The organism is Microbacterium protaetiae (genome assembly GCF_004135285.1).
In the GTDB taxonomy this organism is placed as follows: domain Bacteria; phylum Actinomycetota; class Actinomycetes; order Actinomycetales; family Microbacteriaceae; genus Microbacterium; species Microbacterium protaetiae.
On the sequence record NZ_CP035494.1, the window covers coordinates 3314536 to 3337933 of the forward strand.

Below are 23398 nucleotides of genomic sequence, written 5' to 3' on the forward strand. Positions count from 1 at the left end.
CCTCGCTTCCTGTCACAGCTCGGGATCGAGCACATCGACGCGCACCTTGAGTGTATTGCGCGGTCCCGGCGCACGCCCCTTCGCCGGGCGTCGTGTGCGCAACGCGGCGGTCACGACGGCTCCGCGCAGCGCTGCCGTGACGGCGCGTCCCTGCGCGTACGAGAAGCGCACCAGCGCCCGCATCGTCGGGGTGCCCTCCACCGCCACCGGGCCGAGAACCGCTTCGCCGGCCAGCTCGGGAACGGCCCCGCGCACTGCCGCCAACGCGGCGTCGAGTTCGACCGCGGTGCCCTCGACCACAGCCACACGCACTGTCGGCGGCATCTTCAGCGGGGCGCGCTCGGCGAGCTCTCCGCGTGCATATGCCGGCTGCGACCACGTCGCCAGCGCACGCGCGACAGCTCCGGTGACGCCGACCAGATGCACCGGCGCCCCGCGCGCGGCCAGGGCTGCGGCATTCGACCACCAGCGCAGGCACGACTCGCCGATGCGCAGTTCGCCGGCCTGCAGCATCCGGTCGCCGTCGAGGAGAAGCACCGCACGGTATCCCCCGGCGGCGATCGGTTCGGCCCCGCGGGTGGCCACGACCAGTCCCGGCTTGTCATCGACGCGGGTGCGGGGGTGCTCGCCGTCGGAGACGATGATGCGCACCCCGGGAAACGCGCGTCCGAGCTCATCGGCCGTGCGCTCACTGCCCGACGAGGCCATTCGCACCCGATCGGACGAGCAGGCGGCGCACGTCCACCCGTGGGCGGCGCGTCCGCACCAGGTGCACTCGGGAACCGCGCCGCGCCGGTGGGCGCGCAGCGGGCCGCCGCAGTGCCGGCAGCGCGCCGGCGTGCGGCACTGCGCACACACCAGCGAGGGAGCGAAGCCCGGTCGCGCGACCTGCACCAGCACGGGCCCGGTGGCAAGAGCTTCGCGCGCGGCGGCGAAGGCGGTGGAGGGCACCCGTGAACCGCGTGCCTCGCCCTCGCGTGTGGCGGAGAGGATGACGCGCGGTGACGAGCGGCGGCCGGCCGGAACCTCGCGCAGCCAGCCGGCATCCACGAGACGCTGCACGTCGGTGGTACGGGTGTGTCCGGCGAACAGCAGCGCCCCACCGTCAAGCTCCTGACGCACGAGTGCCGCATCGCGCGCATGTACCCCGGGGCTCAGCGGTTCGGACAGCAAGGGGTCACCGTCGTCCCAGCACGCCACCAGACCCATCTCGTGCACGGGCGCGTACACGGCCGAGCGGCTGCCGACCACGACGCACGGCACCGGGGCCAGAATGCGCAGGTACCCGGCATAGCGGCCGGGGCCGGACTGTCGCGCGTCGACGCGCACCACGGCCTCGGCAGGCACGAAAGACGCCAGCGCCGCCAGCACCTGCTCCTGATCGCGGTAGTCGGGCACGACCAACACCGCACTGCGCCCCTGCTCGAGACAGCTGGTCGCAGCGGCAGCCAGCAGCACCGCCCACGCTCCCACGTCGGTTCCGTCGGGCAGCGCCTCAGGCCAGGGCGGGGCATCCAGTGCGATGCGGGCACCGCCCCGAATCGCCTGCTCCAGGCCCGGATAGGCGGCGAGTTTCGCGGCAGCCTGCGCCGCGGCATCCGGAGCCACCGCGGGGCGGGTGGGCGCCGGGGCGGCCTGCCAGGCCTTCTCGGCCCGCACCATGCGCTTGGGCACGACGAGCCGCAGAATGTCGCCCGCTCCCCCGGCTGCTCGGTCGGCGACCGCACGGGCGAGCCGGTAGAGGCGTGCCGGCAGTACTTCGGTCGGCGAGACGACCGCTTCGAGGTCGGAGAGCGGTCGGTCAGCGGGGTCGTCGACCCCGTACTCGACGAGATAGCCTTCGACCACGCGCCCGGCACTGCGCAGCGGAACCTTCACCCGCACACCCGGCGTGGCCTGGACGGTCAACTCGTCGGGGATGACGTAGTCGAAAAGGCGATCCAACTGCGGCAACGGCGAGTCCACGAGCACGCGTGCCACGCGGCGCGCGGCCATGTCAGACCCCGGCGGCGCGGCGCAGCTCGTCGACCCGGGAGGTCTGCTCCCAGGTGAAATCGGGCAGCTCGCGCCCGAAGTGCCCATAGGCTGCGGTGCGCGCGTAGATCGGGCGCAGCAGGTCAAGCTGCTCGATGATGGCGCGCGGGCGCAGGTCGAACACCTCACGGATGGCGGCGGTGATCTTCTCGTCCGAGATCGTTCCGGTGCCGAACGTCTCGACATACAGGCCGACCGGACTGGCCTTGCCGATCGCGTACGCCACCTGCAGCTCGAGGCGCTCGGCGAAACCGGCGGCCACCGCGTTCTTGGCGACCCATCGCATTGCGTAGGCGCCCGAGCGGTCGACCTTCGACGGGTCTTTGCCGCTGAAGGCTCCCCCGCCGTGGCGTGCCGCCCCGCCGTACGTGTCGATGATGATCTTTCGGCCGGTCAGCCCGGCATCGCCCTTCGGCCCGCCCGTCACGAAGGGGCCGGCGGGGTTGATGTAGAACGCTGTGTTCGAGGCATCCAGCCCGGTGGTGGCCAGAATGGGATCGATCACCTCTGCGCGCACGGCGGCGCGCAGCGCCGGCATGGAGATATCGGGGTGGTGCTGTGTGGAGAGCACCACGGTCTCGATCGTGCGCGGCACCGCCCCCTCGAACCCGACGGTGACCTGCGTCTTGCCGTCGGGGCGCAGGAACGGCAGCGCGCCCGAGCGGCGCGCCTGCGCGAGCCGTTCGGCAAGACGGTGGGCCGTCCATGCCGTGATCGGCATGAGCTGCGGCGTCTCGGTCGTGGCGTAGCCGAACATGATGCCCTGGTCGCCGGCGCCGAGTTCGTCGATCGGGTCGGTCGACCCGTTGTCGCGGTGTTCGAGGGCGCGATCGACGCCGTGCGCGATGTCGCTGGACTGCTCGCCGATCGACACGCTCACCCCGCACGAATCGCCGTCGAAGCCCGTCTCGCTGGAGGTGTAGCCGATTCTGTTCACGACGTCGCGCACCGTGCCGGGCACATCGACCCAGGCCTCGGTGCGCACTTCACCGGCCACATGCACGAGGCCGGTGGTGACCATCGTCTCGACCGCCACTCGGCTGCTCGGGTCTTTGGCGAGCAGTTGATCGAGGATGCTGTCGGAGATCTGATCACAGATCTTGTCGGGATGCCCCTCGGTGACGGACTCGGACGTGAACAGGCGAAGCTGCGTCATCATGCTCCCAGGGTGCGAAGGCGGACGGGCACCAGTATGCCCCCGGCATCCGACACGGCGGGCGCCGGGGGCTCTGAATGACGGTGGATGACTACTCGACCGGACGCAGGCGGAGCTTGTCCTCGTTGATCTCGTGCAAGGCGATGGTCAACGGCTTGTCTTCAACGGTGGAGTCCACGAGCGGTCCGACGTTGTCGAAGAGGTTGCCTTCGTGCAGATCGGAGTAGTAGTCGTTGATCTGACGGGCACGCTTGGATGCGTAGATGACGAGCTGGTACTTCGAATCGACCTTCTCGAGAAGGCTGTCGATCGGGGGCTCGATGATGCCCTGGTTGCTTCCGGCCATGGGAAAACCTCCTGGTTGAGGGCGGATGCCGCACCGGTGGGTGCGGAAATCGTGGCGCGGACGACGCGCGATGACCCATTCTACCGGGTGCGCGTCACCGCCGGCTCAGCGTGCGAGGGCGGCGACCTCGGCGGCGGCGCGGGTGACGTCGTCGTTGACGACGCGATAGTCGAATTCGCCCTGTGCGGCCAGCTCGACCTTGGCTGTGCGCAGACGCCGCGAACGCTCTTCGGCGTCTTCGGTGCCACGCCCGATCAGCCGTTGCACGAGTTCGTCCCAACTCGGCGGCAGCAGGAACACGAGGGTGGCCGACGGGTCGGCCGCGCGCACCTGTCGGGCTCCCTGCAGGTCGATCTCCAGCAGCACCGAGCGGCCCGCAGCCAGCGCACGCTCGATAGGCATGCGCGGCGTGCCGTAACGGTACTTGTTGTGCACGGTGGCGTGTTCGAGCAGCTCCCCGCCGGCGATCATGCGGTCGAAGGCCGCGTCATCGACGAAGTAGTAGTGCTCGCCGTCGACTTCTCCGGGCCGGGGCGGCCGGGTGGTCGCCGACACCGAGAGCAGGATGTCGGGGTGGTTCTGCTTGACGCAGGCCGCCACGGTTCCCTTGCCCACGGCGGTCGGGCCGGCCAGCACGAGCAGCCGGCTGCGGGCCGCGCGCGGCGCCGGCTCGGGGAACCTGCCGTCCAGCCACGATCCCAGCGCCCGCCGCTGCCGCACGCCCAGGCCGCCCAGCCGCTTGACCGGCGATATCTCGAGCCGTGCGAGGATCCGGTCGCGCTTGCCCTCGCCGATCGCCGGAAGTGCGGTGAGAAAATCGGTGATCCGCAGCGTTCCGGCCGCCGAGGCGGCGTCGGCCACCGCGCGCCGCATCGCGTCTTGTGGGGTGACCACGCGCGTCGTCAGATCGCGTTTGAGGCTCGCCCGCGCGCGTCGCGCGGCGATCGCCTTCTGCGATGCTGCGATCCTGTCGACCTCGGGGGGATGCTTGGCGTCAGCCACGGACGTACTCCTCTGCGCGCCTGGATATGTGTGCGGCCAACCGGTCGGGCCCGGCGGCCAGGATACTGCGGCTCTCGCTGGCGATGACCGTCGGGGCCGCGGCCCCGAATCGCTCGGTGAGCTGGGTGGGTTCGGCGCCCTGATGCCCGAAGCCCGGTGCGAGGATCGGGGTCGGCGGGGCGGGCACCCGAAGACCGGCCGCCTGCCACTCCACGGTCGCACCGACCACGAACCCGAGGTCTGCCCACTGCCCGGCAGTGGTGCGCTGGGCGTTGCGCTCCGAAACCTCGGCGATGACGTGCGCCGAGACGGTGTCCCCGCTCTGAAGCAGGGCGCGCTGCTGGCCGAACGCATCGGCGTTGCTCGTCGCGGCGAGCACCAGCACACCCTTGTCGGATCTCTCCGCCAGGGCGAAGGCGCCCGAAAGCGCCTCCACGCCCAGGAAGGGGCTGGCGGTCAGAGCGTCTGCCTCCAGTGGCGATCCGGGGGTGAGCCAGGCCTGCGCGTAGGCATCCATCGTCGATCCGATGTCGCCGCGCTTCGCGTCGGCGATCACCACCAGGCCCGCGTCGCGTCCAGCGCGCAGCACGTCTTCGAGTGCCGCGAATCCCGCGGCTCCGTACCGTTCGAAAAACGATACCTGCGGCTTGACGATGCCTACGTGGCCGGCGGCGGCCTCGACCACCCGCAGGCCGAACTCGCGGGCCCCCGCAGCCGTGGCATCCATCCCCCACGAGCTCAGCAGGGCCGCGTGCGGGTCGATGCCCACGCACAGATGACCGTACTGCGCGATGGCTGCGCGCACGCGTTCGCCGAAGCCGGTCACGCACTCACCGCCGCACGATCGGCGGCGTACTCCTGCAGGCTGCGCACGTCGAACCCGTCACCGGTGGCATCCAGCGCGCTGACGGCAGCCCCCAGGGTGGCGATGGTGGTGAACAGCGCCTTGTCGCCCGCGACGGCTGCCGCACGGATCTCGTATCCGTCGGCACGCGCCGACATACCGCTGGGCGTGTTCACGACGATGTCGATTTCGCCGTTGTTGATCAGGTCGACGACGTTGCGCTCCCCCGACTCCTGGGTCTGGCTGTACTTGTTCACCACCGTGACCTCGATGCCGTTGCGCGCGAGGATCTCGCCGGTGCCCTCGGTCGCCGTCAGCGTGTACCCGAGCTGCTGCAACCGGTGCGCAGGCAGGATCACAGCGCGCTTGTCGGAGTCTGCCACCGAGATGAACACCGTGCCCGAGCGCGGGATGCCCCCGTATGCGGCGGCCTGGCTCTTGGCGAACGCCGTCGGGAAGTCGCGGTCGATGCCCATCACCTCACCGGTGGAGCGCATCTCGGGGCCCAGCACCGAGTCGACGGTCTTGCCATCGGCGGTGCGGAACCGTTTGAAGGGCAGCACCGCCTCTTTGACTGCGACCGGCGCCGACATGGGTACCGACGAGCCGTCGCCGGATGCCGGCAGCAGACCCTCGGCGCGCAGTTCGGCGATCGACGAGCCGGCCATGATGCGGGCTGCCGCCTTGGCCAACGGCGTGCCCAGGGCCTTGGACACGAACGGCACGGTGCGGCTCGCACGCGGGTTGGCCTCGATGACGTAGAGCACCCCGGCGCTGACGGCGAACTGCACGTTCAGAAGTCCGCGCACGCCCACCCCGGCGGCGATTCCGAGGGTGGCCTCGCGGACGCGTTCGATCTCGGAGCGCCCCAGGCTCATCGGGGGCAGTGCACAACTCGAGTCGCCGGAGTGGATGCCGGCCTCTTCGAGGTGCTCCATGATGCCGCCCAGGAAAAGTTCCGCACCGTCGTAGAGGGCATCGACGTCGATCTCGACGGCATCATCGAGGAAGCGGTCGACCAGCAGGGGTTTGCCCTCGCCGATGATGGCAGCCTCGCCGATGCGCACGAAGTAGTCGCGCAGGCTGGGGGTGTCGTAGACGATCTCCATGCCGCGCCCACCGAGCACGAAGCTCGGTCGCACCAGCACGGGGTACCCGATCTCTTCGGCGACCGATACCGCCCCGTCGACGTCGATGGCGGTGCCGTGCCGAGGGGCGACGAGGCCGGCGGCGTCGAGGATGCCGCTGAACAGACCGCGTTCTTCGGCCAGGTCGATAGCCTCGGGCTGCGTGCCCAGGATCGTGTATCCGGCGTCCTGGATGCCCTTGGCAAGACCCAGCGGCGTCTGGCCGCCCAGCTGGCAGATGACGCCGAGGATCGTGCCGGACCGTGACTCGGCGTGCAGCACCTCGAGCACGTCTTCGAGGGTCAACGGCTCGAAGTACAGCCGGTCGCTGGTGTCGTAGTCGGTCGAGACGGTCTCGGGGTTGCAGTTGACCATGATGGTCTCGAACCCGGCGTCGGACAGAGCGAATGAGGCGTGCACGCACGAGTAGTCGAACTCGACGCCCTGCCCGATGCGGTTCGGACCCGACCCGATGATGACCACCTTCGTGCGGTCGGAGGGCGCGACCTCTGTCTCGGCGTCATAGCTGGAGTAGTGGTACGGCGTCAGGGCGGGAAACTCCCCCGCGCACGTGTCGACGGTCTTGTACACCGGGCGCACGTCCAGACCGTGGCGGATGCCGCGGACCTCGGCCTCGCTCAGCCCCCGCAGCTGTGCCAGCTGAGCGTCGCTGAACCCGTGCTCCTTGGCCAGGCGCAGGGTGTCGGCATCCAGCTCTGCGGCGTCGTGCACGGCCTGGGCGACCTCGTTGATGAGCACTATCTGGTCGAGGAACCACGGGTCCATGGCCGTCGCGTCGAAGAGCTGCTCGACCGTGGCACCCCGGCGCAACGCCTGCTGGATGAGCACGATGCGACCGTCGGTCGGTGTCTTGGACTGTTCGATGAGCTCGTCGACAGAGCGCGCCTCGTCGCCCCAGTGAAAGCTCGACCCGCGCTTTTCGAGCGATCGCAGCGCCTTCTGCAGAGCCGTCGTGTAGTTGCGCCCGATGGCCATGGCTTCGCCCACCGACTTCATGGTGGTGGTCAGTGTCGTGTCGGCGGCCGGGAACTTCTCGAAATTGAACCGCGGCACCTTCACGACCACGTAGTCCAGCGTGGGCTCGAAGCTGGCCGGGGTGACCCGGGTGATGTCGTTGGGGATCTCGTCGAGCCGGTACCCGATGGCCAGCTTGGCGGCGATCTTGGCGATCGGGAACCCGGTGGCCTTCGACGCCAGCGCCGACGACCGCGACACGCGCGGATTCATCTCGATGACGATGATGCGCCCGCTGGCCGGGTCGACGGCGAACTGGATGTTGCATCCGCCGGTGTCCACACCCACCGCGCGGATGATGTCGATGCCGATGTCGCGCAGCTTCTGGAATTCGCGGTCGGTGAGGGTCAGTGCCGGCGCGACGGTGATCGAATCGCCGGTGTGCACGCCGACCGGGTCGACGTTCTCGATGGAACAGACCACGACGGTGTTGTCGGCACCGTCGCGCATGAGCTCGAGCTCATACTCTTTCCATCCGAGGATCGATTCCTCCAGGAGCACCTCTCCCGTCGGCGAGTCGTGCAGGCCTGCGCCGCCGATGCGCCGCAGGTCTTCTTCGTCATAGGCGAAGCCCGACCCCAGCCCGCCCATCGTGAAGCTTGGGCGCACCACCAACGGGTAGCCGAGCTTATCGGCACCGGCGAGCAACTCGTCCATCGTGTGGCAGATCACGCTGGCAGCGACATCCGCCCCCGCTGCGATGACGAGCTCCTTGAAGATCTGGCGGTTCTCGCCCTTCTCGATGGCGTCGGGCTTGGCGCCGATGAGTTCGACGTCGTAGGTGTCGAGGATGCCGCGTTCGTGCAGGGCCATCGCCGCGTTCAACGCCGTCTGCCCGCCCAGGGTGGGGAGGATGGCGTCGGGGCGCTCCTTGGCGATGATCGTCTCGATCACCTCGGGGGTGATCGGCTCGATGTAGGTCGCGTCGGCGAAATCAGGGTCGGTCATGATCGTCGCCGGGTTCGAGTTGACCAGGATCACGCGCACACCCTCCGCACGCAGCACGCGGCACGCCTGGGTGCCCGAGTAGTCGAATTCGCAGGCCTGACCGATGACGATCGGGCCCGAGCCGATGACCAGGACGGAGTGGATGTCGTCGCGCTTGGGCATCAGTTTCCTGCCTTCTGAGAGTCGAGGTGCGCGATGACCATGTCGCGGAAGCGGTCGAAGAGGTAGTTGGCATCGTGCGGTCCCCCGGCGGCCTCGGGGTGGTACTGCACGCTGAAGGCGGGGATGTCGAGGGCCCGCAGGCCCTCGACGACATCGTCGTTGAGGTCGACGTGGCTCACCTCCACGCGCCCGTACCCGTGCGGGCTCTCGACGGCCCCGGTGCGGGGCACGTCGACGGCGAAGCCGTGGTTGTGGGCGGTGATCTCCACTCGACCGGTCTGTTTGTCCAACACCGGCTGGTTGATGCCGCGGTGGCCGAACGGCAGCTTGTAGGTGCCGAAGCCGAGGGCGCGCCCCAACAGCTGGTTGCCGAAGCAGATGCCGAAGAACGGAAGTCCATCGTCGAGCACGTTGCGCAGCACCTCGACGTGGCGGTCGGATGCCGCGGGGTCGCCGGGCCCGTTGGAGTAGAACACCGCCACCGGGTCGATGGCCGAGATCGCTTCGAACGTGGCATCCTGCGGCAGCAGGTGCACCTCGAAGCCGCGACGGGCCAGGTTGTCGACGGTGGCCTGTTTGATGCCGAGGTCGAGCACGGCGAGGTTGCCGATCTTCTCGCCCTGTGCGCTGGTGACCGCGCTGGCGGTGATCGAAACGGCCGCCGACAGGTTCTGCCCAGCCATCTCGGGGGCCTCGCGCACGACACGCAGCTGCTCATCGGGGTCGAGATCGGCGGCCTCACCCGAGAAGATGCCGCCGCGCATGCTGCCGGCCGACCGGATGTGCCGGGTGACCGCGCGCGTGTCGATGCCGCTGATGCCGACGATGCCGTCCTGCTCCAGTGCGGCATCCAGCGAGGTGGTCGCCCGCCAGTTCGACACGACCCGCGAGGGGTCGCGCACGATATAGCCGGCCACCCAGATGCGGCGGGACTCGGGGTCTTCGTCGTTCATGCCGGTGTTGCCGATGTGCGGCGCCGTCTGCAGCACTATCTGCCCCGCGTACGAGGGATCGGTGAGGGTCTCCTGGTACCCGGTCATCCCGGTGGAGAAGACCACTTCGCCCAGGGTGGTGCCGCGGGCGCCGTAGGCGCGGCCACGGTGGCGGGTGCCGTCCTCCAGAATGAGCACGGCGGGGTCGGTGGTGAGGGTCATGCGGCGGATCCTGTCCGGGAGTCGTGGATGAGCGGGCGGATGCTGTCGGCCAGCGCTGTGGCTGAGGCATCCCGAGCCCGAAGATAGGTGTCGACACGCGTGCCGAGGTCGGTGCGCCAGGTGACGCGCACCAGGCCGTCCTTCTCGACGACACGGTCGATGGCCACGGTGGCCTGGGCGACATCGGCGATGCGCTCGGCCGGGATCACCAGGCGCTGCTGCCCGGGGATATCGAGGGCGATGCCGGTGTCGGCCACGATGATGTCGGCCCGCGAGCGGTAGCCGAGACCGGGAGCAGCGATGCGCTCCAGGGGCTCGTCCTGGCGGGTGGTGGCCACGTAGAGGCCGTCATAACGCCCTGACACCGTCGCCTCAGCGGGTAGATCGTGCACCGAGGTCAGCGGCGCGGCGTCGCGGCGGGTTCGTCGATACCAGCCCCACGCCATGAGGGCGAGCAGCACGAGGGCTATCGCGACCATCAACAGCAGAGCGCCTTCGCGGGTCATGCCGATACCTCCTCAGTCAGTACGCCGTCGGCGACCGTGACGCGCCCGGCATGCACCGTATAGCGCACGCTGCCGGGCAGCTCGCGGCCGAGGTATGGCGAGTTCACGCTGCGCCCGCGCAGATCGGCGCGATCGAACGTGCCGCCGGCGGCGGGATCGTAGAACGTCAGCTCGGCGGGTTCGCCCGCAGCGACGGGGCGGCCATGACCGGCCAGTCGCCCGATCGCGGCCGGGGTGTGCGACATGACGCGCGCGACATCGGCCCAGCGCAGCATCCCGGTCTCGACCATGGCCGCGTGCACGACGCGCAGTGCCGATTCCAGGCCGACCATGCCGTTGGCGGCGGCCTGCCACTCGCACGACTTCGACTCGGCGGGATGCGGCGCGTGGTCGGTCGCGACGATGTCGATCGTCCCGTCGGCCAGGCCCTCGCGCACGGCCTGCACGTCTTCGTCGCGTCGCAGCGGCGGGTTCACCTTGAACCGCGCGTCATAGCCGCGCACGAGCTCTTCGGTCAGCAGCAGGTGGTGCGGTGTGACCTCGGCCGTGACGTTGACGCCGCGCTTCTTCGCCCACCGGATGAGGTCGACCGAGCCCGCCGTGGACAGATGGCACACGTGCAGCCGCGAGCCGACGTGCTCGGCCAGCAGCACGTCGCGGGCGATGATCGATTCTTCGGCCACCGCCGGCCATCCAGCAAGTCCCAGTTCGGCCGAGACGGTGCCCTCGTTCATCTGGGCGCCTTCGGTCAGCCGCGGGTCCTGTGCGTGCTGGGCCACCACGCCATCGAACGCCTTCACGTACTCGAGCGCCCGGCGCATGATCAGCGGGTCCCACACGCAGAAGCCGTCATCGCTGAACACCCGCACGCGGGCCCGGGATGCCGCCATCGCGCCGATCTCGGCCAGTCGCTGGCCCTTTTGCCCGACGGTGACCGCGCCGATCGGCTGCACGGTGACCAGGCCCGCGGCCTCGCCCAGCGCGAGCTCCTGCTCGACGACGCCGGCGGTGTCTGCAACCGGTGAGGTGTTCGGCATCGCGAACACGGCGGTGTAACCACCGGCGGCGGCCGCGCGTGAGCCGGTGAGCACCGTCTCGGATGCCTCGTACCCGGGCTCGCGCAGGTGTGTGTGCAGATCGACCAGGCCGGGCAGGGCGATGAGCCCGTCGGCGTCGACGACGCGGGCACCCGCGTGGTGCAGCCCCGTGCCGATCTCGGTGATGCGGCCGTCTTGGATGAGAATGTCGGCGGACTCGCCGCCTTCGAGGGATGCTCCGTGGAACAGGAGGCTCTCGGTCATCGTGCGTCCTCCTTGTTCGTGTCGGTCTCATCCGCCGGCGCGGGCCGCTCCCCCGCCAGCAGCAGGTAGAGCGCCGCCATGCGCACAGACACCCCGTTGGTCACCTGATCGAGAACGGTCGACCGGGGCGAGTCCGCGGCTTCTGCGCAGATCTCCAAGCCCCGGTTCATCGGACCGGGATGCATCACCATCGTACCCTGTGGAAGCGCCGCGAAGCGCTCGGGATCCAGCCCCCAGCAACGTGAATACTCCCGTTCGGTGGGGAAATACGCGGCGTTCATGCGCTCCAGTTGGATGCGCAGCATCATCAGCGCGTCGGGCCCGTCGGCGATGGCTTCGTCGAGGTCGTAGCCGACCTGCGCCGGCCAGGCCGTGACATCCTGCGGCACCAGCGTGGGCGGGGCCACGAGGGTGACCTCGGCGCCGAGGGTGTGCAGCAGCCACACGTTTGAGCGCGCGACGCGCGAGTGCAGGATGTCGCCGACGATCGTCACGCGAAAGCCTTCGAGGTCGCGTCCTCGGCTGTCGGCACCGTAGCGGCGCTTGCGCATCGTGAAGGCGTCCAGCAGCGCCTGCGTGGGGTGTTCGTGCGTGCCGTCGCCGGCGTTGAGCACGCCCGCGCTGATCCAGCCGCTGGTGGCCAGCGTCCGGGGCGCGCCGGAGGCGCCGTGACGGATGACCACGGCGTCGGCGGCCATGGCTTGCAGCGTCTGGGCGGTGTCTTGCAGCGACTCGCCCTTGGAGACCGAAGAGCCTTTGGCCGAGAAGTTGATGACATCGGCCGACAGCCGCTTGGCGGCGGCCTCGAACGAGATGCGGGTGCGTGTGGAGTCTTCGAAGAAGAGGTTCACGACGGTCTTGCCGCGCAGCGTGGGCAGCTTCTTGACCTCGCGTTGCTGGGTGTCGGCCATGTCTTCGGCGACGTCGAGAATCCGCAGGGCGTCCTCTCGCGAGAGCGTCTTGGTGTCGAGCAGATGCCTCATGATTCGATCGTCACCTCATCGGCGCCGTCAACTTCGGTGAGGCGCACGTTGACGCGCTCGTCGCTGGCGCTCGGCAGGTTCTTGCCGACGAAGTCGGGCCGGATCGGCAGTTCGCGATGCCCCCGGTCGACGAGGATCGCCAGCCGCACCGCTGCGGGGCGCCCGATGTCTTGCAGAGCGTCGAGGGCGGCGCGGATGCTGCGGCCCGAGAAGAGCACATCGTCGACGAGCACCACCGTCTTGCCGTCGATACCGCCGGGCGGAATCTGGGTGGGTTGCGGCGTGCGAGTGGGATGCCGGTGCAGATCGTCGCGGTACATCGTGACATCGAGCGAGCCGACGGGAATCTCGGCGCCGCTCACCTCTGCGACCAGCTGCGCGACACGGTGCGCCAGATTCACGCCGCGGGTCGGGATTCCGAGGATGACCAGATCGTCTGCGCCCTTGTTGGATTCGAGGATCTCGTGCGAGATCCGTCGCAGTGCACGTTGTATGTCAGCGTCGTGCAGCACGGTGCGCGTGCTCATCGCCGCTCCCTTCTCCGCCTCACGGGACGGTGTTAAAGGTTGCTTGCTCGTTCGAGTCTACCGGGTCGCCGTTCTGGCGCGGGGGACGGCAACGCAGGGGGCATCGGGCCGGCTCACAGTCTGAGCGCGTCGCTCGGCCGGATGCGGGCGGCGCGACGGGTCGCGACGATACTGCCCAGTACCCCGACGAGCACACCGCAGGCGATCGCCCCGGGCGCGAGCCGGAGATCGAAGATCGGCGACCAGCCTTGGACGATGGTCATCGTCAGCACGGCGCCGAGGCCAGCCAGCAGCCCGACGAGTCCGCCGATAAATCCCACGATCGCCGCTTCACAGCTCACGAGGGAAGCGATATGGACTGACCTGGCGCCCAGCGCACGACGAAGTCCGATCTCCTGCTTCCTCTCCCCGATGGACAGACTCATCGCGTTGGTGAGGCTGGCGATGGCAACCAGAAGCGAGACCCCCGTGAGGATGAAGAGCGTCGTCTGCACACTCGCTTCGACTTCGCTGCGGACCGTTGTCGGGTCCACAGGCGCTCGGACCGTCACGGACGACGGGCGGAACGGATTCACCGCCAACGGCGCCTGGTGCGCGATCTGCTGGGCTGCGCCCGTGTGCGAGAGGATCAGGGCGCTTCGATGCTGGGGATCGGCCAGACGGAGAGTCTTCACGCCATCGGGTCCAACAAGCACCGCTCCTGTCTGCGCTGGGGAACGAGGCGCCGAGGTGATGACCCCCACGACGCTGAAGACCAGCCCAGAGATCTCGATGGTGGGGCGCATCGTCACTGCGGGCAACCCCAGTTGTGCGGCCAGCGACTTCCCCACCAGCGCTTCGTTCCCCGATAGCTGCACCAGCGGTCTTCTGGACCACTCGACCTCCAGGCGCGCGGCACCCGGATAATCGGACGACACGCCGCTTACCGGGACGTTCAGCGCCGGGCGCATGGCCGTGGCCGCCACCGGCAGCGCGTCGTAGTCGTCGAGTGTCGCGACCGCACCGACCCCACGAAGGCCAGACAGCGCTACGCGGATGGCGTCCGGATCAGGTGCTCCGGCGGGGAAGTCATCCGCGCTCCAGCCCACCGTGACGTCCCGGCTTTCGTGCGCGTCGAACTGGCTGGACACCTGGGCGCGAGCGGAACCCATGATGCCCAGGGTCGCCACGACCAGCCCCACCGCGAGTGCAACCGAACCGACCAGACCCGCCATTCGCCCCGTGCGAGAGAGCAATGACTCGAAAGCATCCCGGAGCACGTCGAACGGGCGCAACGTCGACGGACGCTCATGGTGCGCCGAGACACTCGCGCTCATCGCGAGAGCCGGCGACGCTGCCTGCCGCTGCGAACCTCCGGCGATCCGTCCGTCCTTGATCGTGACGACTCGATCCGCCCGCTCGGCGAGCTCATGGGAATGCGTCACCATGACCACCGTGGCGCCCGCGTCTGCGAGGGCGCGCAGCTGCTGGAATACCGCATCTCCGTTCTCGCTGTCGAGGTTGCCCGTGGGTTCATCAGCGAGAACCAGCGGTGCACCCGACGCGAGAACCCGGGCGATCGCCACCCGCTGCCGCTGACCGCCACTGAGCGTATTTGCCGATTGCCAGATCTGGTCACCCAGGCCCACTGCTTCCAGCGCCTCGACAGCGCGGGCCCGGCGCTCCGAGCGCCGCACACCCCGGTAGAGCAGCCCCAGTTCCACACTGTCGATCACTGCGCGACGGTCAAGGAGATGAAACGCCTGGAAGACGAATCCCAGAGTCGTGCTACGCAGCCGCGCCGATTCACGCCGACTCAGCGACGCGGTGTCCACGCCGTCCAGAAGGTAGACGCCCGAGTCCGGAGAATCGAGGAGCCCGAGAATGTTGAGCAAAGTGGACTTGCCGCCACCCGATGGCCCCTCGATCGCGACGAACTCCCCCTCGCCGATCTGCAGGCTCACGTCGTCCAGCGCACGGGTCACACCGAAGGCCCGGCACAGGTCGTCAACGCGAATCCGCATCGCGCTCACCCCACGCGCACGCGGTCGCCGACGACGAGGTCGCCATCGGTAGCGACTATGGCGCTCGTGCCATCCAACTCGCCGACCTCCGTCACTGCGACTGCCAAGAAGCTCCCGTCGGTCTGTTGCTTGAGGACGCGGGCACTCGTCGCGCCTGCACCGATCACCGCCGTGCTCGGTACCGTCAGCCCTTTCGGCGCGACCTCCCTCAAGACGATCACCGCTACTATCGCCCTGCCGTCCTGAGCTGTCGCGAACGGCTTCACTGGCACCATCGCGACTTTGGCATCGTCGCCGTCGCGGTCGACCGCGGTCACGGTGCCGTCGACCGTCTGGCCGGTCGTCGTCAGCTGGACCTTCATCCCGGTCTCGATCCCTTCGGCGATGCTGGAAGACACGCCCACCCGTGCGACGAGATTGCCGGAGGAGAACGAGGCGGACGCATCCGCTGACAGCACATCGCCGATCGTCGGAGCCGATGTCAACCGCATCGCCTTCGGGATCACGATCAGCGCAGAGGCCGGGACCACATCGGGCGCGCTCGCGTGGGCGCGCGCGTACATCGATGACACGGCCGCCGCAGTCGCCCCGTCATAAACACCCGTCACGGAGATGCGCAACGCGCGCTGGAGCTGTTCGACATCGGGGCCGGAGCTCCCATGTTCGAGATCCCTGTAGAACGGGAACTTCCCCACGAGAGCAAAGACGGGACGACCGTTCAACGTGATGAACGACTCTCCGGACGACACGACCTGCCCGCGCGCCACCGGGCGGCCGGTCACCACCGTCGTCGCATCCGGCGCCGGCAGAACGCGCGTCACGACCGTGCTGTCCTGAATCGTCCCACGAGCGCTGATTGTTTTCGCGAGCACGCCCTCCGACACGTCTGCGAGGACGGGGCCTGGGGGCGGAGCAGTCGCAACTGCGGCCCTCTGCGCCGGCGATTCGAAGGCGAGTGCGAGCCACCAGCCGGCGCCGAACACGAGGGTGAGCACGACCAATGCCGCGATCGCCCACCATGCGCGCCTCCCTCGTGGGCGGCGATGGTCAAGCTGCCGGAGCATGCTCCGCGATCACTTCATCGATCTTCTTGTCGATGGCCGCCACGCGCTTTCCCATCCGGACAATATCGTCGCCGTACTTATCTAATTGAGCGACTTGAGCATTCCACTCCGCATCGTAATATGCTTTCCGCCAGCCGCTGCTCTCCCGACAATCGAAATCGAAGGTGGCCGTCTTGACCTCGTCATCAGATATACTCCACGATCCGTCATCGAGCCCATAAAGGACGTTCATGCTCTGGCTCGGCATCTTCAACGGATTGTCAGGCAGGTCTGCGATTCCCAGTGGCAGCATGCAAGTCCGCCATTGAGACTCCGAACTTGTCACGCTCGGGTCTGATGCTGCCGCCTCCTCCGCAGAGCTGGCCACGGTCATGATGTAATTCACCGGATCATCAGAGGACGGCACTGCTTTCCGCGCCTCCGACTGACACGCTCGCAGGGTATCGAACTCCGCATCAGAGATCGATTGCGTCATCTTCTGGAACCCTTCCCAATCGGCCGCGTTCTCCATGGGCGGGTTCATCGAGTAGTGATAGCCGTAGGTACTGGCGACACTCCGATTGAAGTTCCACAGTCCCAGTGCCGTGAGCATCGGGCTCTTCGCCTTCGCGTCGCGGTAGGGCACTTTCCACTCGTATCCGGCGTCCTCCATACACGGCTCGACTAGCAGGTTCTCGGCGTAGGTGTCGAGTGTGAGATCCCTCGTCTGGAACTGATCAAGCGGAAGAACCCACTGGTCGATGTTCTTCTCAGGGAGTTCGATCCCATCGGGTGCTGGAGCAAACGACGAGCAGGCCGGCAAGCCGGCAGACGCGCTCAAGAGAAGCGCCCCCACGAGTAGCGCGCTTTTCCACTTCACGACACGATCCCGCGGTGGTCATCAAGCACCGACTTCTCAACCACCGATCGGGACAAAAAGCGTCGCGAAGTACACGGAGTCGAGCGAGTCGTTGAAGCTCCCAGGCGGGGACCCATTGGTGAAGTCACTGTCGCCATCATTGGTGCTCTTCTTGAACCACGCACCACCGTGGTTCTCATTCTTGAAGAAGTAGGCAGTGTCCGTTGAACCGTTGTTGAAGACGGACGACGCACTATCATGGCCGGTCCTCGAAGTACCGTAGTAGCTGAACGGCCTAAGCGCCGGAATATACTGCTTCAGTTTGATCACCGATGCGGTCGCCCCGCCCGTCTTGAACGCGGTGTCTCCCCAGAGACACGCGTACGTCGGCGGACAGTCGGTGGGCGCGGCGGCTTGTGCCGGTGCGGCGAACAAGAGCCCCCCGCCCATGACTCCGGCGATGGACCACAAACCCATTGCAACTCGCCCAGGCTTTTTCCGTCGAGGTCCTCTACCCTTGTATTCCCTCATGGCAATTCCCCTTCAGCTCACCGTTGCGCCGTCTTCAATTCTCTTGAAACCCCATTGAAGCTGAAATGAGGTTATCAGTAGGCTCTCGAAAGGCTGAGACCGGATCGTAACGAATTGGTAACGTTGGACGTTCACGGCCGCTCATGGATAGGAATGGGTTACTCACGCTCGCCCGCGTATCCGCGGACTCAGGCTCCGACAACGGCGACATGGTGATCCCGGGCCGCCCCCGCCAGGCGGCGGTCGAATGTCGCGAGAGTCGCTCCGTGCTCGATGGCGGTGGCCAGCACATACACGTCGGGGAGCCTCAACGTGGTCGCGGCCCGCAGACTCGCCACACGCAACGGCTCATCGAACAATGGCGCATACCGCTCGATCCCCAGCCGTGCCACATCATCGACGGCAGCTCGCTCTCGCCGTTCCCGGACCGGCCACACCAGCGTCTCGGCCAGCGTCACGGGATGCAGGAGCAGATCTTCTTCCGTGTCGAGAATCGAGAAGGCGTCGTCGGCATGGGCATCGTCCGTCGTCCAGTACGCGATCAGGATGCTGGCATCGAGGACGATCACTCGGGCCAGTCCTTGCGGAGCTCCTCCAGATAGTTCGGCGGATAGTCGTACTTTCCGCGCGTCTCTTCCAGCACCTTCCGGCGATCGGCGCGCCGGGCAGCGCGCTTCGCTGTCAGGGATTCTGTTCCTGCTGCCGCGAGTCGTGCAACGAGCTCCGAACGCGACGCTCCCGGCCACTCCTTCGCCGCCAGCTCGAGTCCGGCCGCGAGCTCGGGTGTCTGGGTGACCTGGATACGCGGCAATGTCGTTGCCATGCCGACAGTGTACCACTAGAGATTCGGGTGGTACAGACCACCCGCGCTCAGCCGGCGGGGCGCAGCGCTTCCTGCGTCACCGGGCACGCTTCGGCGCGGATGGGATGGCCCTGGGTGGTCAGGCACCGGCCGGTGGCCAGGTCCCACTTCCAGTCGTGCATGCTGCAGGTGAGCACGCCGTCTTCGATCTTGCCGGTCTTCGACAGGTCGGCACGCAGGTGGGGGCAGCGTCGCTGCACCATCCAGTCGTCCAGCTGCACGTCTTCACTGGTGTCGGCCTGCTCCGAATACCAGTTCTCCACGTACTCGATGCGGTCGGCCGACAAACACTTGAAGAACGTGTAGATGAACTCGTTGAACTTGCCCTTGCGCCCGGCGCTGAACTGCAGCGACAGGAAGATCGAGTTCGACCAGTCGATCTCGTGGTCGCGGATGTTCGTCGAGACGAGGTCGGCGGGAATCGTGTACCAGAACTCGCAGTCCTCCCCCGCGTACTCGCGCACCTTCGCCTTCGGGAAGTCGACGACCAGATCCAGCTCGCCGATGCTCATGCGCACCGGCCCGCCGACGCCAAGACGGATGGTGCGCGACTTGCGCAGCATGGGCTCCCACCACGCCTTCAGCTCGGCGAGCATCCCATCGGGCGGCAGCACCGCGGCACGGGATGCCTCTTCGTCGCGCAACTCCTGCTGGCGCGAGGCCCGCTGCTGCTCGAGGTAGTTCCACTTGTCGCCGAAGACCCGATCGATCTCCTCGTCGGTGTAGAGCGTCTGTGAGATCTCGATCTCACCGTGATTCAGATCGACCTGGGTGCCGGGAACGAACAGGTACCCTTTCTGTTCCGGGCGCATCTGGGCCATGTGATCGAGGAACTGCGCCTGATCGGTGAAGATCGCATCGTCGTCCTTGCCCCACCCGTTGAACCGGAACAGGTCGTCGCGCAGGAACATCGGCGGACCCGCCATCGGAAACACGTGCTCGGCGTCGACCTTCTCGATGTAGTACATCGCACGCTTGTTCTGTGCGTCGCGCTTCAATCGCGCGAAGTTCTGCTTCGCGTCCTGCGGCAGGTCGTAGACCATCGGCCACCAGATGGCGCCGGAGGTCTGCGTGAAATAGGCGTCGGGCTTGGAGAAGCTCAGCAGCTTCTCCAGATCCAGCGGATGCGAGTCGTTCTGATTCAGGATGCTGGCGGTGCCATCGTCGACCGACAGTGACGAATCGCCGATCGGCCCGTCGCTGGGAGCGCGCAGCGGAGTGACCATGAGCGTCAACTCACCGAATTGCATCGGGACGCCCGCCTGTGTGTAGACGATGTTGGTGTAGCCGAGTTTGCGGATGTCGTCTTCGAGGTCGTCGGTCGGGTAGTCGGGCAGCAGTACGCGGATGTCTTTGCGGATGTACCGTTCCATGAGCCGCGGGTCGAAATGGTCGCGGTGCCGGTGCGAGATGTACAGGAAGTCGGCCTTGCCGAAGCGCTCCCAGTCGAGGCCGCGGTTGTCGGGGAACGGGAACCACGCTCCGTAGAAGCTCGGACCGATGACCGGGTCGCAGATGATGCTGCCGCCGGCGGTCTCGATGAACATCCCGGCGTGGCCGAGCCCGGTGATCCGCATGGAACTCCTCCTGATCGATGGCTTCCCGATTCTACGCGGAGCCCGCTGTGCCCGACCGGGGCAACGCCGGGAGTATCAGTCGTCGAACAGCGCGCGGATGTCGTCGGCCGACAGCGCCTTCGCGAACATGTCGTCGTCGTCCATCACCGAACGGAACAGCCGTGCCTTGCGCTGCTGCAGCGCCAGCACCTTCTCTTCGATCGTTCCGGTGGCGATCATGCGGTAGACGAAGACGCTGCGGGTCTGTCCGATGCGGTGCGTGCGGTCCACTGCCTGTGCCTCGGCGGCCGGATTCCACCACGGGTCGAGCAGGAAGACGTAGTCGGCCTCGGTGAGAGTGAGCCCGAATCCGCCCGCCTTCAGGCTGATGAGGAACACAGGGGCTTCGCCGTCGCGGAATGCGTCGATGACGTCTTCGCGCCGCCGGGTGGACCCGTCGAGGTACTCGGTGGCAATCCCTGCGGCATCCAGCCTGCCGGCCGCCAGCTGCAGGAACGACGTGAACTGGCTGAAGACCAGGCAGCGGTGCCCTTCGGAGGCAAGCTCGGTGATCTGCTCGACGAGGTCGTCGAGCTTGGCCGACGGGATGCGCGCATGCGCGGGGTCGACCAGCACCGGCGCCAGACTCAGCATGCGCAGCAGCGTCAGCGAGCGGAACACGATGAACCGGTTGCGGTCGAGATCGTCGAGCAGGCCCAGAACCTTCTGCCGCTCGCGCTGCAGCACGGTGTCGTACAGCGCCCGGTGGGCCGGCGCGAGCTCGACCCACAGCTGCTGTTCTTGCTTGGGCGGCAGATCGGCGGCCACGAGCTCCTTCGTGCGACGCAGCATCAGCGGGCGGACGCGGTGCCGCAGCCGCTTGAGGCGCGCGGCGCGGAACGGCCCGCCCTCTTGATTCTCGGGGACCTTTCCCTTTTCGATGGGCCCGACGTACTCCTCACGAAAGCGTCGGGCCGAGGGAAACAGGCCGGGCGCCGTCAGCGACAGCAGCGCCCAGAGCTCGGTGAGCGTGTTCTCCATCGGCGTGCCGGTCAGGGCGAACACGGCATTCGCGCGCAGCGCCTTGACCGCCTTGTACAGCTTGGTCGCGGGGTTCTTCACGAACTGCGCCTCGTCGAGCACGACCAGCGACCAATCCACCCCGGCGAATTCGTCTTCGTCGAGTCGCAACAGGGTGTACGAGGTGATCACCAGGTCGACGTCGTCGGGCAGCGCGCCGCGCCGCGCATGCGTCGCGTCGACGACCGCGACCCGCAGCGCGGGTGCGAATCGGGATGCCTCGGCCCGCCACGTCGCCAGCACCGAGGTGGGCGCGACCACGAGCACGGGGCGATGCTCGCCCGCCTCACGAGTGTGCGCCATCAGCGCGAGGGTCTGCAGCGTCTTGCCCAGGCCCATGTCGTCGGCAAGGATGCCGCCGAGGCCGTGTTGCCACAGGAACGTGAGCCAGTCGAACCCCGCCTTCTGATACGGCCGCAGCTGTGCGCGCAGCCCGGCCGGCACCGGGGTCGGATCAACGTGCTCGATCTCGCGCAGCCCGTCGGCGATCGCCCGCCACGACACCGCCGGCTCCGACACGTCGGCGAGATCTTCGAAATCGGCCCAGAGCGCCGTCTGGTAGCGGTTGATGCGCGGCGCGGTCTCCCACTCGTTGAGTTCGTACGACTCTTCGATGAGCTCGCGCAGCCGGTCGAGCGCGGGATGCTTGAGCGAGAAGTAGCCGCCGTCGGCCAGCAGCAGCTTGCCCTGGCGCTTGGCCAGGGCGGTGAACAGCGGCTGGAATGGGATGCGCCGGCCGTCGATCGTGACGATGACACCCAAATCGAACCAGTCGGCGTCGGTGCTCTCCACGGTGGAAACGGTGATCTCGGGGTCGCCGGACAGCTCCTGGTAGGTGCGCTGCTTTCCCTTCGTCACAATCGACACCGCATCGAGTTCACGCAGCGCGGGCAGCGCGTTCGCGACGAACTCCGCCGCCTCGACATCCAAAAGAGTGCCCGATGCCGCGGCGTCTGGCCATGCCCCGGCCACGGCCTCGCAGATCTCGGCTTCTGTCTCGGCGTCGCGGTCGGGTGCGGCATCCCGCTCATACCCGTAGCGTGCGCCGCCCGGATACCGCCACTCCAGCGTGTACTCGATCGTGTCGCGCGGGCGGAACCGTACCGTGAGCTCCAGGCGAATCGGCTCGGGCTCGGGCAGCTGCAGCCCCTGGGCCACGACGGGCACCTGCCGAGCGAGCCGGGGATACCCCTCGCTCAGGAACTGGGCGCTCTCGGCAGCCGGGATGAGAACGCCGGCGGGATGCTGCAGCAGCGCCTTGATCGGTGCGCTCAGCGGGGCCGGTACCAGAGTGAGGTGGATCATCGACCGTTGGATGTCGTATGTGTAGAAGCCTGTGTCACCCACCGGCCGCACGCCGTGCGGTTCGACGGGAGTCGACTCGATCTCGGTCTGCGCAGACAGGCGCAGCGCCTCGCCTTCCTTCTGCACGCGGACGCTGACAGCTCCCGACTCGGCGAGCCGCACCGACTGCGCCTTCGACATCGTCACGATCTCCACGCCGCTGGCGGCTGCGGCCGCCACATGGTGCCAGAGAAGTCCCGATGACGCGCCATCGAGAGTGAGCCACTCGCCGGCGGTGCCGTACTCGTTCAGCGGCGAGTGCATGCGGATGATGCTGTACAGCTCCAGCATCCATTCGTGCTGCCGGTGGTCGATGCCCGCGCCGATGCGGCGCAGGGCCTCCCATGACGCCTGCCCCTTGATCCAGCGGCCTGTGCTGCGACTGCGCTCCAGTGGCCGCAGGCCCAACGACACCTCGCCTGCCCCGGTCTGCAGGCCGCGCGGCGTCGCGGTCTCCCAGCGCACCGGGGCCCAATACGCCATGCCCCGTTCCCCCCGCTGGCGCAGCTCGACGCCGAGCGCGAGCTCGCCGGTGCCGTGCACCCGTGGTTCCGGCATCAGGATGCTGCGCCAGCTCACCTCGGGCGCGCTCGAGCCTGCGCGGCCCGGCGGCATCGTCGGTTGCGGCACGCCCGGCGGGGGTGGCGGGGGAACGGCAGGCTGCACCTGCTCGTTGGATGCGAGCATCGTGGCGACCACATGCTTGCAGCCCGCTTGCATGGGGCACGAACACGACGACCCCACGATCGGACTGCCCCGTCGCATCGGATCCAGCCAGATCGTCGCACGATATGACATCGAGCGGCTGCCGTTCACAACCCCGGTGAGGGCCGAGACCTCGTCATCCCACGCGAGGCGACGCACGGCGCCCGAGCGGAAATACTCCACACCCCGTTCGTAGCCGTACCCCTCCGCGCTTCGACGGATGTCGTCGGGGTGCAGGAACGGTGCGGGCATGGCATCCATCCTCGCAGCGGCCGCGGACACCGCCGCTC

At 67.8% G+C, this 23398-nt stretch carries 19 protein-coding genes; all 19 read right to left on the reverse strand.

The window, feature by feature from the left end; all coding sequences use genetic code 11:
- Positions 1 to 12: 12 nt before the first annotated feature.
- The 19 genes from ET475_RS15435 to ET475_RS15520 all read right to left on the reverse strand — a co-directional run bounded on the left by ET475_RS15435 (position 13) and on the right by ET475_RS15520 (position 23360).
- Positions 13 to 1995, reverse strand: coding sequence for a primosomal protein N' family DNA-binding protein (locus ET475_RS15435; RefSeq protein WP_129392278.1), 1983 nt, complete (start codon positions 1993 to 1995; stop codon positions 13 to 15).
- A gap of 1 nt (position 1996) precedes the next feature.
- Positions 1997 to 3190, reverse strand: a complete 1194-nt coding sequence (gene metK, locus ET475_RS15440) for a methionine adenosyltransferase (protein WP_129394054.1) — start codon at positions 3188 to 3190, stop codon at positions 1997 to 1999.
- A gap of 91 nt (positions 3191 to 3281) precedes the next feature.
- A complete protein-coding gene (gene rpoZ, locus ET475_RS15445) occupies positions 3282 to 3536 on the reverse strand; it encodes a DNA-directed RNA polymerase subunit omega (protein ID WP_129392280.1) in 255 nt (84 codons plus the stop codon).
- A 105-nt stretch (positions 3537 to 3641) separates the two neighbouring features.
- Positions 3642 to 4538 (reverse strand): guanylate kinase, encoded by an 897-nt coding sequence (gene gmk, locus ET475_RS15450; protein WP_129392282.1) that lies wholly within the window; start codon positions 4536 to 4538, stop codon positions 3642 to 3644.
- Positions 4531 to 5364 (reverse strand): orotidine-5'-phosphate decarboxylase, encoded by an 834-nt coding sequence (pyrF, locus tag ET475_RS15455; protein WP_129392284.1) that lies wholly within the window; start codon positions 5362 to 5364, stop codon positions 4531 to 4533. Before pyrF ends, gmk begins: the two co-directional genes overlap by 8 nt.
- A complete protein-coding gene (carB, locus tag ET475_RS15460; protein WP_129392286.1) occupies positions 5361 to 8654 on the reverse strand; it encodes a carbamoyl-phosphate synthase large subunit in 3294 nt (1097 codons plus the stop codon). Before carB ends, pyrF begins: the two co-directional genes overlap by 4 nt.
- Complete coding sequence (gene carA / locus ET475_RS15465; protein WP_129392288.1) at positions 8654 to 9808, reverse strand: glutamine-hydrolyzing carbamoyl-phosphate synthase small subunit; 1155 nt, start codon at positions 9806 to 9808, stop codon at positions 8654 to 8656. Before carA ends, carB begins: the two co-directional genes overlap by 1 nt.
- Positions 9805 to 10314, reverse strand: coding sequence for a PH-like domain-containing protein (locus ET475_RS15470; protein WP_129392291.1), 510 nt, complete (start codon positions 10312 to 10314; stop codon positions 9805 to 9807). Before ET475_RS15470 ends, carA begins: the two co-directional genes overlap by 4 nt.
- Positions 10311 to 11615: a dihydroorotase gene (locus ET475_RS15475; protein WP_129392294.1), complete on the reverse strand. Its 1305-nt coding sequence runs from the start codon at positions 11613 to 11615 to the stop codon at positions 10311 to 10313. Before ET475_RS15475 ends, ET475_RS15470 begins: the two co-directional genes overlap by 4 nt.
- Positions 11612 to 12598, reverse strand: coding sequence for an aspartate carbamoyltransferase catalytic subunit (locus tag ET475_RS15480; protein WP_129392297.1), 987 nt, complete (start codon positions 12596 to 12598; stop codon positions 11612 to 11614). The genes ET475_RS15475 and ET475_RS15480 overlap by 4 nt, the downstream gene beginning before the upstream one ends.
- Positions 12595 to 13125 (reverse strand): bifunctional pyr operon transcriptional regulator/uracil phosphoribosyltransferase PyrR, encoded by a 531-nt coding sequence (gene pyrR / locus ET475_RS15485; RefSeq protein ID WP_129392300.1) that lies wholly within the window; start codon positions 13123 to 13125, stop codon positions 12595 to 12597. Before pyrR ends, ET475_RS15480 begins: the two co-directional genes overlap by 4 nt.
- 113 nt (positions 13126 to 13238) lie before the next feature.
- Positions 13239 to 15068, reverse strand: coding sequence for an ABC transporter ATP-binding protein/permease (locus ET475_RS15490; RefSeq protein WP_165310955.1), 1830 nt, complete (start codon positions 15066 to 15068; stop codon positions 13239 to 13241).
- A gap of 65 nt (positions 15069 to 15133) precedes the next feature.
- Positions 15134 to 16123, reverse strand: coding sequence for a peptidoglycan-binding domain-containing protein (locus ET475_RS15495; RefSeq protein ID WP_129392307.1), 990 nt, complete (start codon positions 16121 to 16123; stop codon positions 15134 to 15136).
- A gap of 52 nt (positions 16124 to 16175) precedes the next feature.
- On the reverse strand, positions 16176 to 17051 hold the full coding sequence (locus tag ET475_RS15500; RefSeq protein ID WP_129392310.1) for a hypothetical protein: 876 nt from the start codon (positions 17049 to 17051) through the stop codon (positions 16176 to 16178).
- A 36-nt stretch (positions 17052 to 17087) separates the two neighbouring features.
- Complete coding sequence (locus ET475_RS15505; protein ID WP_129392313.1) at positions 17088 to 17561, reverse strand: peptidase inhibitor family I36 protein; 474 nt, start codon at positions 17559 to 17561, stop codon at positions 17088 to 17090.
- A gap of 188 nt (positions 17562 to 17749) precedes the next feature.
- Positions 17750 to 18130 (reverse strand): type II toxin-antitoxin system VapC family toxin, encoded by a 381-nt coding sequence (locus ET475_RS17915; protein ID WP_165310957.1) that lies wholly within the window; start codon positions 18128 to 18130, stop codon positions 17750 to 17752.
- Entirely contained in the window at positions 18127 to 18384 is a 258-nt protein-coding gene (locus tag ET475_RS17920) for a hypothetical protein (protein WP_165310959.1), read from the reverse strand. The genes ET475_RS17915 and ET475_RS17920 overlap by 4 nt, the downstream gene beginning before the upstream one ends.
- 47 nt (positions 18385 to 18431) lie before the next feature.
- Positions 18432 to 20000: a Rieske 2Fe-2S domain-containing protein gene (locus ET475_RS15515; protein WP_129392319.1), complete on the reverse strand. Its 1569-nt coding sequence runs from the start codon at positions 19998 to 20000 to the stop codon at positions 18432 to 18434.
- A 75-nt stretch (positions 20001 to 20075) separates the two neighbouring features.
- The gene (locus ET475_RS15520; RefSeq protein WP_129392322.1) at positions 20076 to 23360 is read right to left on the reverse strand and encodes a DEAD/DEAH box helicase; all 3285 of its coding nucleotides are present in this window, start codon (positions 23358 to 23360) and stop codon (positions 20076 to 20078) included.
- Positions 23361 to 23398 lie beyond the last annotated feature (38 nt).

Coding starts and splice junctions, on each gene's coding strand:
- ET475_RS15435 (WP_129392278.1), bottom strand. CDS start 1,995: ATGGCCGCGCGCCGCGTGGCACGCGTGCTCGTGGACTCGCCGTTGCCG.
- metK (WP_129394054.1), bottom strand. CDS start 3,190: ATGACGCAGCTTCGCCTGTTCACGTCCGAGTCCGTCACCGAGGGGCAT.
- rpoZ (WP_129392280.1), bottom strand. CDS start 3,536: ATGGCCGGAAGCAACCAGGGCATCATCGAGCCCCCGATCGACAGCCTT.
- carB (WP_129392286.1), bottom strand. CDS start 8,654: ATGCCCAAGCGCGACGACATCCACTCCGTCCTGGTCATCGGCTCGGGC.
- carA (WP_129392288.1), bottom strand. CDS start 9,808: ATGACCCTCACCACCGACCCCGCCGTGCTCATTCTGGAGGACGGCACC.
- ET475_RS15470 (WP_129392291.1), bottom strand. CDS start 10,314: ATGACCCGCGAAGGCGCTCTGCTGTTGATGGTCGCGATAGCCCTCGTG.
- ET475_RS15475 (WP_129392294.1), bottom strand. CDS start 11,615: ATGACCGAGAGCCTCCTGTTCCACGGAGCATCCCTCGAAGGCGGCGAG.
- ET475_RS15480 (WP_129392297.1), bottom strand. CDS start 12,598: ATGAGGCATCTGCTCGACACCAAGACGCTCTCGCGAGAGGACGCCCTG.
- pyrR (WP_129392300.1), bottom strand. CDS start 13,125: ATGAGCACGCGCACCGTGCTGCACGACGCTGACATACAACGTGCACTG.
- ET475_RS15505 (WP_129392313.1), bottom strand. CDS start 17,561: ATGAGGGAATACAAGGGTAGAGGACCTCGACGGAAAAAGCCTGGGCGA.
- ET475_RS17920 (WP_165310959.1), bottom strand. CDS start 18,384: ATGGCAACGACATTGCCGCGTATCCAGGTCACCCAGACACCCGAGCTC.
- ET475_RS15515 (WP_129392319.1), bottom strand. CDS start 20,000: ATGCGGATCACCGGGCTCGGCCACGCCGGGATGTTCATCGAGACCGCC.
- ET475_RS15520 (WP_129392322.1), bottom strand. CDS start 23,360: ATGCCCGCACCGTTCCTGCACCCCGACGACATCCGTCGAAGCGCGGAG.